Origin of the sequence: Halomonas sp., from assembly GCF_052095695.1 — a bacterium.
GTDB lineage: Bacteria > Pseudomonadota > Gammaproteobacteria > Pseudomonadales > Halomonadaceae > Vreelandella.
The window spans coordinates 82711-96593 of the sequence record NZ_JBQDLQ010000001.1; the positions used below are offsets into that span (position 1 = coordinate 82711).

Annotated in this window: 16 protein-coding genes, 1 pseudogene and 1 riboswitch; of the genes and pseudogenes, 5 read left to right on the forward strand and 12 right to left on the reverse strand. The window is 53.7% G+C overall.

What is annotated here, in order from left to right; translation table 11 throughout:
* Positions 1–32: 32 nt before the first annotated feature.
* The 5 genes from ACTH5D_RS00430 to ACTH5D_RS00450 form a co-directional block, all read right to left on the reverse strand.
* Entirely contained in the window at positions 33–347 is a 315-nt protein-coding gene (locus ACTH5D_RS00430; protein WP_441667695.1) for a HigA family addiction module antitoxin, read from the reverse strand.
* A gap of 14 nt (positions 348–361) precedes the next feature.
* Entirely contained in the window at positions 362–643 is a 282-nt protein-coding gene (locus tag ACTH5D_RS00435; RefSeq protein WP_441667696.1) for a type II toxin-antitoxin system RelE/ParE family toxin, read from the reverse strand.
* Between the two features lie 125 nt (positions 644–768).
* On the reverse strand, positions 769–1314 hold the full coding sequence (locus tag ACTH5D_RS00440) for a DUF6624 domain-containing protein (RefSeq protein ID WP_441667697.1): 546 nt from the start codon (positions 1312–1314) through the stop codon (positions 769–771).
* A 106-nt stretch (positions 1315–1420) separates the two neighbouring features.
* A complete protein-coding gene (locus tag ACTH5D_RS00445; protein WP_441667698.1) occupies positions 1421–2092 on the reverse strand; it encodes a hypothetical protein in 672 nt (223 codons plus the stop codon).
* Positions 2093–2200: 108 nt separating this feature from the next.
* Complete coding sequence (locus tag ACTH5D_RS00450; RefSeq protein ID WP_441667699.1) at positions 2201–2581, reverse strand: VOC family protein; 381 nt, start codon at positions 2579–2581, stop codon at positions 2201–2203.
* Positions 2582–2856: 275 nt separating this feature from the next.
* Between ACTH5D_RS00450 and ACTH5D_RS00455 the strand changes: the two genes are divergently transcribed.
* Entirely contained in the window at positions 2857–2976 is a 120-nt protein-coding gene (locus ACTH5D_RS00455) for a phage integrase N-terminal SAM-like domain-containing protein (protein WP_441667713.1), read from the forward strand.
* Positions 2977–3051: 75 nt separating this feature from the next.
* Here ACTH5D_RS00455 and ACTH5D_RS00460 read toward each other — a convergent pair whose 3' ends face one another.
* Positions 3052–3654, reverse strand: a complete 603-nt coding sequence (locus ACTH5D_RS00460; protein ID WP_441667700.1) for a class I SAM-dependent methyltransferase — start codon at positions 3652–3654, stop codon at positions 3052–3054.
* Positions 3655–3784: 130 nt separating this feature from the next.
* A riboswitch (TPP riboswitch) is annotated at positions 3785–3945 on the forward strand.
* Positions 3946–4034: 89 nt separating this feature from the next.
* Between ACTH5D_RS00460 and tenA the strand changes: the two genes are divergently transcribed.
* The 4 genes from tenA (at position 4035) to aztD (ending at position 9055) form a co-directional block, all read left to right on the forward strand.
* Positions 4035–4718, forward strand: a complete 684-nt coding sequence (gene tenA / locus ACTH5D_RS00465; RefSeq protein ID WP_441667701.1) for a thiaminase II — start codon at positions 4035–4037, stop codon at positions 4716–4718.
* Positions 4719–4748: 30 nt separating this feature from the next.
* Complete coding sequence (gene thiC / locus ACTH5D_RS00470; protein ID WP_441667702.1) at positions 4749–6668, forward strand: phosphomethylpyrimidine synthase ThiC; 1920 nt, start codon at positions 4749–4751, stop codon at positions 6666–6668.
* 170 nt (positions 6669–6838) lie between these two features.
* Positions 6839–7777, forward strand: coding sequence for a metal ABC transporter solute-binding protein, Zn/Mn family (locus tag ACTH5D_RS00475; protein WP_441667703.1), 939 nt, complete (start codon positions 6839–6841; stop codon positions 7775–7777).
* A 63-nt stretch (positions 7778–7840) separates the two neighbouring features.
* Positions 7841–9055 carry a zinc metallochaperone AztD gene (gene aztD, locus ACTH5D_RS00480; RefSeq protein ID WP_441667704.1) on the forward strand — a complete coding sequence of 405 codons (1215 nt, stop codon included), beginning with the start codon at positions 7841–7843 and terminating at the stop codon, positions 9053–9055.
* A gap of 95 nt (positions 9056–9150) precedes the next feature.
* On the opposite strand, the gene ACTH5D_RS00485 is transcribed toward aztD, so the two are convergent.
* From ACTH5D_RS00485 to ACTH5D_RS00510, 6 genes and pseudogenes are all read right to left on the reverse strand, one after another.
* Positions 9151–9336 carry a CsbD family protein gene (locus ACTH5D_RS00485; protein WP_441667705.1) on the reverse strand — a complete coding sequence of 62 codons (186 nt, stop codon included), beginning with the start codon at positions 9334–9336 and terminating at the stop codon, positions 9151–9153.
* A gap of 121 nt (positions 9337–9457) precedes the next feature.
* Entirely contained in the window at positions 9458–10552 is a 1095-nt protein-coding gene (locus ACTH5D_RS00490) for a DUF2955 domain-containing protein (RefSeq protein ID WP_441667706.1), read from the reverse strand.
* Positions 10542–11603 (reverse strand): HlyD family secretion protein, encoded by a 1062-nt coding sequence (locus tag ACTH5D_RS00495; RefSeq protein ID WP_441667707.1) that lies wholly within the window; start codon positions 11601–11603, stop codon positions 10542–10544. The genes ACTH5D_RS00490 and ACTH5D_RS00495 overlap by 11 nt, the downstream gene beginning before the upstream one ends.
* Before the next feature lie 215 nt (positions 11604–11818).
* Positions 11819–12328 carry a porin family protein gene (locus ACTH5D_RS00500; protein ID WP_096281673.1) on the reverse strand — a complete coding sequence of 170 codons (510 nt, stop codon included), beginning with the start codon at positions 12326–12328 and terminating at the stop codon, positions 11819–11821.
* Between the two features lie 77 nt (positions 12329–12405).
* The gene (locus ACTH5D_RS00505; RefSeq protein ID WP_441667714.1) at positions 12406–13326 is read right to left on the reverse strand and encodes an EamA family transporter; all 921 of its coding nucleotides are present in this window, start codon (positions 13324–13326) and stop codon (positions 12406–12408) included.
* Positions 13327–13614: 288 nt separating this feature from the next.
* A pseudogene (locus ACTH5D_RS00510) lies at positions 13615–13883 on the reverse strand (heme o synthase); the annotation flags it as partial.

Genomic DNA, 13883 nt, shown 5'->3' on the forward strand with positions numbered 1-13883 from the left:
GCGGAGGGTTTGGCATCCGGTGCATGGCATGGTTATGCAGCGTTTAACGGCTTAATCCGATCAACTTCCTCCTTGACCGATTGAGCAGCAGTCCACAAATCAATAGCGCGCTGTGCATTCAGCCAAAATTCCGGAGAGTTGCCAAACAAACGAGCCAGCCGGAGCGCCATTTCAGGGCTGACAGCACGGCGCTCACGCAACAGTTCATTGACTGACTGGCGAGAGACGCCTAGAGACTCAGCCAGTCCTGCAACCGTCAGGTTATAGTCCGGCAAGAAATCCTCTCTCAGCATTTCACCAGGATGGGTGGGCTTGCGCTGCATGCCGGTAGTGTTAGGAATAGCCATAGTAATTACCTCCCTCAGTGGTAGTCATACACCTCGACTTCGTATGCATCTCCATCTTCAAAACGAAAGCAGATACGCCACTGATCATTTATTGATATCGCGTGCTGACCCTGCCTGTCTCCAGAAAGTGGGTGAAGGCGATTGCCGCGCGGCACTTTCAAGTCCTCCAGCTGTTCGGCCAGGTTCACGTATTCAAGTTTTCTGGCAGCTCTCGGAGCGACATCCGCGGGAAACTTCTTTGTCTTGCCCTTGGAGTAAAGCTCTTGAGTTCGTTTGTCGGCAAAGGATTTGATCATGAGGTAAAGCGTACTCTGTCACGTGACGCGTGTCAATAAGGTAGGGAGCGACTGCATAACGCAGAGCGCACCGGTGACCTTGACGCAGCGAAGCGGAGACAGGGGCGTCCGCGTGACGCGTTTGGTTAACTGGTTTGCTGGTTATTGGCACGGCGCTTCCGCTCCTGCTCAGTCATCTGCCCCAGGCGCTCCTCCAGGGAATTCAGCCCAAGGCGCAAACGGCGTTCGTTCACCGTAGCAGAATCTTCAATGGGAAACGGTGTTGGCCATCCATTTTCGTCAACATCAAACTGTGTGCCGTAGTATTGAAGCTTGCCGGATAAAGTACGTACTCGATCCTGAATGAATGCCAATTGCCAGCCTTCCACATCTTGTCTCGCGACGGCATCTTCCAGCAGCGAAACACATTCCGCCATGAACTCGGTATCTGAAACCGAATGCTGAGCGACCAGCCAGGCAGCTTTGGCAGCGTCCTCAGCGACCAACGAAATGCCGGGCCAGCCGTGGGCACTAATAATTTCCTTCAAACGGGAAGCGTTATGCTCATGCAGAGCTTTCATCTGGGGATGATAAGATTCAGATGGCAGCTCTCCAGATTCGAAGAGTTGCTGCAATAATCGCTGGTCTTCCGTCATCATCGTGACCAGTTCATCAGCGAGATTCTGATTCATGAGCTCCTTCCCTGTTAACGCCTGAATTAAGCCGACCCGCGAAGCGGGTTCGGCTTGAATGAATTGTTAGGCGTCTTCGGAGAAGCTAAATGTATTGACATGTGCTCTAGTCCATGTCCGAAAGCATCTCCATTGCGTCTGCATCCAGAGAGATATTTCTAGCTTTATTCTTATTCTCTTCGTCCAAGTTGATCCAGCCGCGCTTTATGAACTCAACACCGATTTCTTTTTGCTGGTTGAAGTTGTAGCCCTGCGCCTCTGCCGATGAAATGCAGCCGAGTATCATATTTAGTGTGTCTCGGTTTAAGAACATCATCATTGCGTAGGTTTGGGCCACGCCTTGGCGCGAAGATTCTTCCACTACGTAGGATGTAAAGGCCTCTAACTCTTCTTTATTACTAACCCATGCTGGATTCCTGGCTCTCTTTTCTGTACCCGAAGCCCCCGTCGAATCCATGAACGCAACATACGAATCGACAAAAGACTTGCTGTAGCTCTTCTCTTTGTTAGATAGCAGCTGGCTAGAAATTTGATCTATCTCGTCGAGCATGGATTGCTGCTGCCTCGGAGCTTCTTGCTTGATATCGTCGCGGAACTCTCCGTTAGCGAGCTTTTTGTAAGCTAGAAAGAGAAGCCCAATGGCTGGAATAAGCGGAAGCGTAAACGGCATGATTGCGGCGCTAGCAATCGCCACAAAAGGCTTGCCTCGCGTAGATTGGTGAGTCGACACCGCCCAGAATGTGATTAGCGCAACGATGATGTAGTACGCCGCGAACATGTTCTTTCCCCCTGATCTGTCAAATGAAGCCGCAGTCTTAGCGAAACTTCATTAGACGCCTAACGCTTGAGTTAAGCGGCGGCGTAGCCGTCCGCCTTGAACGAGTTGTTAGGCCTTGCTTGCGCTGTGCTTGCGGAAGGCCCGACTGGAAATACTAATCGAGTTCTTGTCCGCATCCTTGGCGTTTGCGAATGAGTAGCCGTTTGCCTCGTGCACAGCACCAAACTTGAGCCCATTTTTTGCTGATGCGGCTGAAAAAGCCACCACGTCGGATACGTGAAAACTGAGCTTGACGCCAACCTGGCCAAGTTTCACGGACTTGGCAGCTTGGTGAATAAGGATGCTGGCCCCACCGTGAGATGCTTGCAACTCAATGAGTCCTTCAACTACCTGCCCAGATGTCTCGAAGCCGAAGTGCTTGCTGTAGAACGCAGCCGTTTTCTGCATGTCGCGGGCGTAGATGATGATTGTTCCAAGTGATGGACTCATGCGCGAAATCTCAATTGAGGTGCAAGGATTCGGGGACTGTGGCTCGTGAGGCCTAACAGTGATTATACACCCTGCTACAAAACCCCAATAAACGCGGCCGCACATTCATTGGGGTTTTGTAGCCACCCAATTTGACTTTACCCCATTGATTCCTTTGAGAACAAAGCCAATTTTGGCAGCATATCCAAAATTCGCGTGCTTGCGCGGTTTGCCACACCCAATAATACTGCATATAAATACATGCAAAGTCATAAAGGAGGCAACCTATGAAACTGATGGAGAGGGTGAAGGCTGCCCTCAGAGTCAAGCGCTATAGCCTTCGTACTAAGAAGACGTATTGCTATTGGACTCGCTTCTTCATTCGTTTTCATGGAATGCACCACGATGGCGGGTGAAGAAGTAAGGCAATTCCTGGAGCACCTCGCAATTGAACGACATGTGGCAGCTTCTGGATCAATCAGGCATTTCATCTAAACTGCTGGCTTTCTCAAGATAAGATCAAATCGATGCCAGTGGTGCTTTACCAGCCCACCCTCTCCCTCACTATCGCGAAAAAGCTTGATCTCTAAACCGCCGCAAAGGGCTTCAACTTCTTGCGTCGAGTGAAAGCTCATACCTGGATGCTTGGCCCAATCGTGCCGATTACCAAAGATATGCCCGACAAATAAGCCTCCCGGCTCAAGCGCTGAAAGGATCATGTCCCACAGTATGGGAAAGTGCGTTGGCTCGCAAAACGGCAGGCTTAGCCCGGCGTGGACCAGGGCAGACGGTGGAAAGCCTTTCAAATCCTCGAAGCGCGAAGTCATCACCTTCAGTTTAGCGCTGGGTAATTCAGCTTTCAGTGTTTCGACTCGCGCAATAGCATTGGGCTCTTTGTCGATTGCCAATACCTTCCAACCGGACGTCAGCAACAGCGCGGTTTCGGTGCCGCCTCCACATCCTAAATCGATAGCATGGCCGTTGCCTTTGGGTAAGCACTCATCCCCCAAAGCGCGCCGTAACAGGGGCGAGGCGGCTCGTGTTTGATTGGCGCAATAAAAGGCTTCCCAGTTTGTCTTGTTAACAGTGGTCAATGTCGGTGCTTCCTGATCGCATCATGCCGTGATGATGAGTGGTAATAGTCACAATTGATTCAAATTAACACGTAACACCACTGTTCACTCCCTTGCATCTCCCCCCATCGCCGCCTAGACTCGCGGAGTTGAATGCTTGACGGGGTGCCGGTGAAATCCGGCTGAGATGGCGCAGGGCAAGCATTTTTAGCTGCCGAGCGCTGGTCCCGCTGAACCTGATCCGGCTAATGCGCTGTATTTCATATGAGATGCAGCGCGGGTACCGGCGTAGGGATCAAGCGATGGCCTTGGCTAGCTCTCTTACGATCGCACGCCACCTTTGAGCGCCATTTCCTCGATCTTTTTCGCCTTACCTCCGGATCACCACCACCGGAGGCATCATGGGCTACCGCTTTACTGATCTCACCACCGCCTGCCAGCAAGATTGGCGCGCTTATATTGAGCACAATTTCGTGCGTCAGTTGGGCAATGCCACGCTGCCTGAGGCATCGTTTCGCCACTACTTAAAGCAGGATTATCTGTTTCTGATTCACTTCGCCCGCGCCTACGCGCTGGCCGCTTACAAAAGCCCCACCCTTGCCGATCTTCGCCAGGCCCACGAAGGCTTAAAAGCCATTGTGGATGTGGAGCTGGGCCTGCACGTGGGCTTTTGCAAGGAGTGGGGCATTAGCGAAGCAGAACTGGCGGAGCTTCCCGAAGCCAGAGCCACGTTGGCCTACACCCGCTACGTATTGGACACCGGCAACCGCGGCGACCTGCTTGATCTGCACGTAGCACTGGCCCCCTGCCTGGTGGGCTATGGCGAAATCGCCAACTGGCTGAACACCCAACCCACAACCCTGCGCGGCGCGCAAAACCCTTTTGATGCTTGGATTGCCATGTACGAAGGCGAAGAGTTTCAAGCCGCTATGCAGGCGGAGCTTGCATGGCTCAACGCCCGCCTTACCGATGTTACCCCCGCCCGCTTTAAAGAGCTGAGCAAAATCTTCCGCGATGCTACCCGCCTGGAAATCGATTTCTGGCAGATGGGCCTGTCGCTAACAGACGAAGACCTGTCTCACTAATCCTTCCCAACAACAATCGAAGAGACCGCAATGACTAATACCTTAACGGCTAAGACCGCCACCAGTAAAACCAGCCACTTTTTAGCTGAAACCGCCCAGGTCGATGCCGCCGCCATTGCGCCGCTACCCGGCTCGCGCAAGGTGTACATTGAAGGCTCGCGTGCAGATATCCGCGTGCCGTTTCGGGAGATCTCGCTTTCGCCGACTAAAACCAGCGGCATTGATGAAGAGAACCCGCCGCTGCTGGTGTACGACACCTCCGGCCCCTACACCGACCCAGATGCCAACAACGATTTACGCAAAGGCTTGCCCGCCCTTCGCCGCACCTGGATTGAAGAGCGTAACGATACCGAGTTCCTGTCAGGCCATACCTCTAATTACGGCAAGCGCCGCGCTAACGACCCCACGCTTGCACAGCTGCGCTTTGATTTAACCCGTACGCCGCGCCGCGCTAAAGCAGGCAAGAACGTTACCCAGCTTTACTACGCCCGCCAGGGCATTATTACCCCGGAAATGGAGTTTATTGCCATTCGCGAAAACCAGCGACGCCAGGCGTTAGGTACCGCAGAAGTGGAACGCATTCTGGGCCATCAGCACCCCGGCCAGAGCTTTGGCGCCAGCCTGCCGGAAGAAATCACGCCTGAGTTTGTGCGCGATGAAGTCGCCCGTGGGCGGGCGATTATCCCCAATAACATCAACCATCCAGAATCTGAGCCGATGATTATTGGCCGTAATTTTCTGGTCAAGATCAACGGCAACCTGGGTAACTCGGCGGTGACGTCTTCCATTGAGGAAGAAGTGGACAAGATGACCTGGGGAATCCGCTGGGGCGCGGATACCATTATGGATCTCTCCACTGGGCAAAACATCCACGAAACACGCGAGTGGATCCTGCGCAACTCGCCGGTGCCGATTGGCACGGTGCCCATTTATCAGGCGCTGGAAAAGGTTAAAGGCGTGGCCGAAGACCTTACCTGGGAAGTGTTCCGCGATACGCTGATTGAACAGGCCGAACAGGGGGTGGACTACTTCACCATTCACGCGGGCGTGCTGCTGCGCTATGTGCCGCTTACCGCCAAGCGAGTGACCGGTATCGTCAGCCGCGGCGGTTCCATCATGGCCAAGTGGTGCCTGTTCCATCACCAGGAGAGCTTTCTGTACACCCACTTCGAGGAGATCTGCGAGATCTGTAAGCAGTACGACGTGGCGTTCTCCCTCGGCGATGGCCTGCGCCCTGGCTCGGTAGCCGATGCCAACGACGAAGCGCAAATGGCCGAGCTTAAAACCCTGGGCGAGCTCACTCATATCGCTTGGAAGCACGATGTACAGGTGATGATCGAAGGCCCCGGTCATGTTCCCATGCACCTGGTGAAAGCAAACATGGATAAGCAACTGGAATACTGCGACGAGGCGCCCTTCTATACCCTCGGGCCGCTGGTCACGGATATCGCCCCCGGCTACGACCACATCACCTCGGGTATTGGGGCGGCGATGATTGGCTGGTTTGGCTGCGCGATGCTTTGCTACGTCACGCCCAAAGAGCACCTGGGCCTGCCCAATAAAGACGACGTTAAAACCGGCATCATTACCTACAAGATTGCCGCCCACGCAGCGGATTTAGCCAAGGGCCACCCGGCGGCGCAGCGGCGTGATAACGCGCTTTCCAAGGCGCGCTTTGAATTCCGCTGGGAAGATCAGTTCAACCTGGGACTAGACCCGGACACCGCCCGCGAATATCACGACGAAACCCTGCCCAAGGACTCCGCGAAGGTGGCCCACTTCTGCTCCATGTGCGGGCCGAAGTTCTGCTCCATGAAAATCAGCCAGGAAGTGCGTGAGTATGCCAATGAGCATGGTTTGAATGGCGATCAGGAGGCGGTGATGAAAGGCATGGAAGAGCAGGCGGAGAAGTTTCGACAGAAAGGCAGCGCGCTGTATCAAGAGGTGTAAGCACACCCTGCGCTGAGTGTTTGTTAGCCCTCGCGATGCAAGCGAGGGCTTTTTATTGCCCACTCACTGCTGAAATACAAACTGACGTTATAAACAGATCAATCTTCCCAACCTCTTCATTGTTATGATATAACATATTTTATATAAAGCCGTTTTACGAGATAAGCGCCATGGGATTGTTAAGAGCCGTAGTCACGCCACTCCTGGTAAGCATAGCTGCATTCAGCGCAGGCACTGCTGGGGCCAGCGAGCCCGCACTAAAGGTGGTGGCTTCGTTTTCCATTATTAACGATTTTGCTCAGCAAATAGGCGGTGACCGGATCACCCTTACGAGTATTGTCGGGCCAGATTCAGATGCGCATATGTACGAGCCAACGCCGGCCGACGTAAAGGCCGTGGCACAGGCTGATATCGTGCTGATCAATGGTTTGATGTTCGAGGGATTCTTGGCACGCCTAATCGCGGCCAGCGGCAGCGATGCGGAGATAGTCACGCTGACGGATAACGCCGAGATTCTGCAAGACCCCCAGGGCGGCCACTACCATTTTATTGGCGATAAGGCTGTGTTCCACGCGGCACCGGAAGACCCGCACGCCTGGCAATCGGTTAGCAACGCGCAGGTGTATGTCAGCAATATCGCCCAGGCATTCTGCGCAGCAGATCCGGCTGGCTGCAGTGCGTATGAAGCCAATCAACAGCGCTACTCGGCCACACTAACAACACTCGATGACGATATCCGCGAGCAGCTAAGAACCCTTCCCGAGTCGCGGCGTACAGCGGTGGTCGCTCATCATGCCTTTCGCTACTTCGAAAATGCATACGGCCTAACCTTTCTAGCCCCTCAAGGCATGTCAACGGAATCTGAAGCCAGCGCTGCAAATGTCGCAGGCTTAATCGATGAACTTCAAGCACAGCAGGTCTCGGCGGTGTTTGCCGAGAACATTTCCAGCCCGCGCTTGGTCGAGCAGATTGCCACTGAAGCGGGCCTACCCATGGGCGGCACCCTTTACTCTGATGCGCTTTCCAGCACAGCAGGGCCCGCGCCAACGTATGAAGCCATGATGCGCTACAACGTTGCCACGCTAATGTCGGCGCTTACGCCGCCTTAATCCTTTCTGACTGTGACGTATACCCAGCAAGGCACTACGAACGTTCTGTTTTCAGGAGATGTTATGAAGAAACGCATTTTGGCCCGCTCAATCGCGGCGTTAGCGGTCGCTATTGGCAGCACCAGCGCTTATGCCCACGATGAGAGTGTCACCGAGTGGCGGCTTTTCGTCGCGGACCAAGCGTCCCCTACAGTGAGTGTTATTGATGCCACTGACAAAGCGCTGATCGACACATATAAGCTCAGCGGGCCGGCGGCGCTGCATCGTACCAGCAGCGGCCAAACGGTATTTGCCGTTCAAGGCTCAGAAGGCCGCGTCTCGGCGATCAATACCGGGGTCGCGTTTCATGACCACGGCGACCATGCCGATATTGATGTCGATGCGCCCGAGCACCTGGATATAGAGCTAACGGGTGAGCGTCCGGCCCATTTTGTTGAACAGCAGGGCTATATCGCCCAATGGTTTGACGGCGAAGATGAGGCGCGCTTTTTTACCGAAAACAGTGTGCTTGAGGGTCAGCCAGAGATTCGTACAGCTAACATTGAAGCTGCCCATCACGGTGTTGCAGTGCCCTATCAGCATCACGCCGTTGTATCGATTGCTAACCCTGACGACGCTTCCCAACGCCCCATTGGTGCGCGAGTAGTAGACTTTGAGGGCAATCATGTTGGAGAAGACGTCGCATGCCCAGGGCTGCATGGCTCGGCTGGCTCAGGCAGCCTTTATGCCTTGGCGTGCCAAACCGGCCTGCTGATTATTTCAACTCAAGACGGCATGCCTGAGATCGAGCACCTGGCCTACCCTGCTTCGCTGCCAGAAGGCAGTGCTTCAACGCTACTCGGCGGTAAAGGACTGCAATACTTTATTGGCAACTTTGGCGCTGACCGTCTCGTGATTATCGACCCCTCTCAAGGGGAAGAAGGCTTTCAGCTAGTGCAGTTGCCTACTCGCCGCGTCCACTTTGCCACTGATCCTATTCGTCCGCGGTTCGCCTATGTGTTTACCGAAGATGGCCAGTTGCATAAGGTAGATGTGCTCAGTGGCGAGCTGACGCAATCACTGCGTTTGACAGACCCCTACTCCATGGACGGCCATTGGAACGACCCGCGACCACGCATTGCCATCGCTGGAGACAACATCGTGGTGACCGATCCCGCAGCGGAAACACTACATTTCGTGGATGCTAATAGCTTTGAACAAGTGGATGAGATGCCACTAGAAGGGAAACCGTTCAATATTGTGGCGGTGGGCGGAAGCGGCGTTTCCCACCACCATTGATGTGACGGCAGCTCCCGCAAACGCAAACAGGGGGCCGAAGGCCCCCTGTTGTTATCAGTCATTACTGTTAGTCAGTAATGACTACAGCGTAAGAATTAGTGCTTTTTCTTAAGCGCGTCCTTGACTTCACCTTTACCTTTTTGCAGCTCACCCTTTGCTTGCTGGGCTTTGCCTTTGGCTTCAGTTTTTTCGCTGCCGGTTACTTTACCCGCAGCTTCTTTCACTTTACCAGCAGCCTTGTTGGCAGTACCTTTCGCTTTATCTTCTTTACCTGTTGACATGACGAGCACCTCTAATCCGTTAGTAGGGAAAACGCCGTATGTGAAAGTGTGAACTGTACTGAGAATCACACATCGACATATCACCAGAGTAGTCTCTATTAAAAAAGTTGCGCTAATTTATTTATGATCGCTTTATTTCTGGCAAGCGCGTGGGCTCCCAGTAATTCAATAAATAGTGCAAACACGACATCACAAGCAGCGTTGACACCAGCGCCACGCTCATGGAAGAAAACCGATAAAGTGCACTATAAACAAGGTCTTGATTAGGTCCAAGTGACTGCCCAAAGAGAATACCCAGGGTCGTTAGCCCACCAAAACCAATCCCTGAGCCGCCCCCTTCGTGAATATGTTCACGCCCAAAAAGCATTAATCCCAACCAATAAATAATCACCACCAGCAGGAAATGATGGCTTTGGGTATACAACAGCAGCTGCATTAGAAGCGCTAAATTGCACCCCAGCAACGTGCCTACCGCCCGCTTCGCGGCGGAAAGGCGTGCGCCGGAGTATCCCAAGGCAAACAAAATCAAAATGGTCGCCATCTGCGCCGAAAGCGAGTCTTTTAAGTCAAAGGCTTGAAACACAACAAAAGAAAGCGTCGCAGTTATCCCACCAATCAACGTTTCATGGCGAATTTGCGCCAGCGATTTGGCACTTTTCGGCGGTGGTTTACGAGCCTCAACGTCAGGGAACAGGGTATGCATGAGCATGGCAATAAATACCGCTAGGCCGCTCGCGGCTAAATTACAGGCCAACAAATCGCTTAAGTCGGTGCCGGGGTAACTGGCAAAATGAAGCAGGATGCTGAGTGTGAGCACACCATTGGCGCCGAATAAAAACAGCGGCCCCTTTGCCATTAAGTTAAATCGAAATAAAAATATGCCCAGCACCACCAGCGTCATTATCACCGGCATATGTTTGAGCAGCCCAACCACCAGGCTAACTTCCAGCACGTTGAGGGAAACATTGGTTAAAAACTGGCGAATAATACTGCCATTAAGGATAGGCACCATGCCCAGCAAGAACATCGGGAAAACGGTAAAAAATACCCCGTAGTTCCAGCCCATTAGCTGACTGACCACAAACCCCAGCGTACCGCCGCCCGCCACCCGCAAGCACTGGCGCAGACCATTTTGGGTTAGCCCAGGGCGAGAAGCACGCGGCACATTAGAACCACCGCGCTTACCCCACCACTCGCTTAGCGGCTTAATATACATAGTGCAGCAAGCTAATCAGGTGCGCCTGCAGCCAGCCAAAGGGTTTTGCCAACACAAAGTCGCTCGGCTGAAGCTGCACGGTGGCGCGCGCACCGCTCGGCAGCGCGTTTATAATCGGCTGCTGGAGAGCAACATGCACGCGCATACGCTGGGCGTCACGAATCCAGCGGTCGGATGTGGGAATATCGGCTAATTGGCCGTCGGCGGCTAGCTGCCCTTCGCGTACACCGGCGTCCACGGCAATCACCCGCGCGTCAAATACTTGACCCGGCCATGCATCGAAAACCACTTGTGCGGGGTCGCCAAGCACTACATGGCGCAAACTCTTTTCACGAAAATCGGCAATGATATCCACTTCTTCAGCCACCACTGCGACGGCCGGCTGGCCGGCTTGAACGTAGTCGCCAACGCCTAGCTGCAGGTTAGTCACATTGCCTGACTGGGCGGCGCGCACCTGCGTATGAGCAAGGTCCAGCTGAGCCTGTGCCAGCGCGTTTTCTGCCTGACGAACGCGCAGATTCGTATTACCTGAATCGCCTAGCTGCACTTCAAGACTGACGATTTTCGCCCTGGCGGCGGCGACGCTTGCTTGCGCCGTTCGTTCAGCGGCCACCTGCTGATCGTACTGCTGACGCGATACGCTTTGGCGAGACAGCAGCGTTTCAGCACGCCGACGTTCACTCTGGCTTTCACTGGCCGTTGCCTCTGCCGATGCCAAATCTGCCTGTGCGGAGGCCAAGTCTGCCTCTAAGCGGGCATTCTCTCGCTCGGCCTGCTCACGATTAAGACGCGCCTGATCGACCGCTAACGCAAAGGGCGCCGCCTCTATCTGAAACAGCACATCGCCCTTTGCAACACGTTGATGATCGCGCACTGAGAGTTCGTCTACCGGGCCACTAAGCTCAGGCGCAATGCGAGTAACCGGCCGCATTACCCGCGCTTCCGGCGTCATTGGCATAAAGCTGTCGGCCACTAAAAAATAAATAAATAACACTATGAAGGCGACAATAGCGACCTTCACCCAGCGGGCAAATGTTTGATCGGGGGTCATGCAGGGCTCACTTGTTAGCCGCCAGGGTAGCCCTGGCCAGCGCCGCTGATGGGCGCGCATTGTATAAGATACTTTAGTCTAACAAATAATTAGCTGGCTAACAATGTTGGCCGATGCATGGAACACATATGCTTTGATAATGGTGGGTCGTAAAAACCAAAAAAACCCATGGCATAAAGGCCATGGGCTTGACGATTAACACAGATTACTAACGATTAAAAACGATAGCGCAGACCTACGCTGGCAGCATCAAACGTGTAGGCAGACTTATCAAGGTAGCGCATATAGTCAGCACCTACGGCTAAATTCGGTGCGACGTCAAATTCCGCGCCGCCGCCATACGAAAAGCCACTTTCACGATCACTATTAAAATCTACGTCCGTAACGCCCGCTAAGCCGTAAATGCGAACGTCAGGCGAGACGGGGAAAATACCTTTGGCGTAAGCACCCGCTAAATAATCCAGCTCAGCGCCACCGTCAGAGCCGCCCGTACCTAAGTGCCCTTCTAGTGCGAAGTAATCGTTAAACTGCGCACCGCCGCGCAGGCGTAGGCCCACGGAATCACGCGAAGAGCCATTGTCTGGATCAAGGCTCCAGAACATCGCATCACCACCTACGTATCCTTGTGGATAGTTGAAGGATTGCTGTGCTTGAGCAGATGCTGCGAACGTACCTGCGCCAACCAGGAGTGCCGCGGATGCTAGTGATAATACGGACATCTTCATAGGTTGTACCTCAGTTAAAAAACAGTGTTTCCTTACTCCGCTGCATTGTGGTCCATTCCTATCAATAACGCAAATATTTACCTTCCCTTGGATAAGCTAAGCACCACAATCCCCCCGACAACAACCGCACCACCGACTAGCTGCCCGGGGCTAAGCATTTGACCTAAAACAAAATAACCGAGCACCAGCGACGCCACTGGCTCGATATTCATTACCGGCGCATTACGCGCCATATCAAGCCTAGGTACAAAAATAAATAGGACTGAAAACGCCGACCCATACAGCAGGGCAAGTAGCGCAAGCCCTAACCAACCCGAGCTATTTTCAGGCAGGCTCATGCCTCCCGGCACGACACCCGCGATACCGCCAATGACCATCGCGGTAAACACTGTCTGCATGGTCAGCAGGCTGCGCAGCGTACTGCCTACGCCGGCTAAACGGTGCTCGGTCACCCACAGCGCACAAGCAAAAACAAACGCGGCCACGAGGCCAAAACAAATCCCTGCGACCCAGCCTGGCCCCATGTCATCGGTATTGGCTAACCAGGAAGGAATATCCAGCACCACCAGCAGCCCAATTAAGATAGTGCCCATGATCAAACAGCTACGCAGCGTTGGTCGCGGGCCGCCAAATGCCCAGCTTAACAACGCCAGCTGAATGGGAAAGGTATTGACCAGCAGCAGTGCAATCACCACGGGCAGCCTTGCTACCGCCGAGTAAAGGCTAACGCTCTGAATCGCAATTAGCAGCCCTACGGTTAGCTGCCAGGGCCAACTGCCTGCGGGCAGCCACAGGCGCTTTTTCTGCACAACCACCAGTGCCAAAAGTATTAGGCATGCCACACCTGAGCGCGTTAATACCGCGAGTAATAGCCCAGCACCATTATCAAATGCCAGCCGTGCAGAGACATGATTGGCGGCAAACATTGTCGCCACTGTTACCATCAGCAGGATGGCTAAACGACGCGGCAATAGACTGGGCAAAGAGGACGCAGGCATAAGAACGAAACGGCTCACAGTGGCAAAGTAAGAAGAGAGATAGCGAGAGATGGGCATCTACATTAAGCATGCCTCGCTTTTGTGGGCAAGGCTAAGGAAATCTAGTGGCTTATTTCCGCACCGCCGCATATTAAGCCAAAGTCTAACTCCATGCGTTGTTTAATCCGCCCAATTAATCGCTTGAAGAGCTGAGAGGTCAGGCTGAGCAGCGGATATCATTAAAACGCCCCGAGCAGATGTCTACTCGGGGCGCTATGTGACGGCGAGTGGCCTAAGCGATCAGCTTAGTTACACCAGCATGGGCACCATTGCCTCTAATACCATCACAATGCTCATTGCCGTAATGGTCAGGATAGAAACACCAAAGACACGCTTGGCCCAGCGGACATCGTCGTCTAAACGATAACCACGCAGCGCCAAGTAGAGCCAGTAGCCGCCCATGGTGAGCGCCACACACAGATATCCAGCGCCTGCCTGGCTGGCTAAACCTAATGCCAGCGAAGCAGGAATAAACGCCACGATGTAGCCAAGAATATGGTGCTTGGCCATTTTGACCC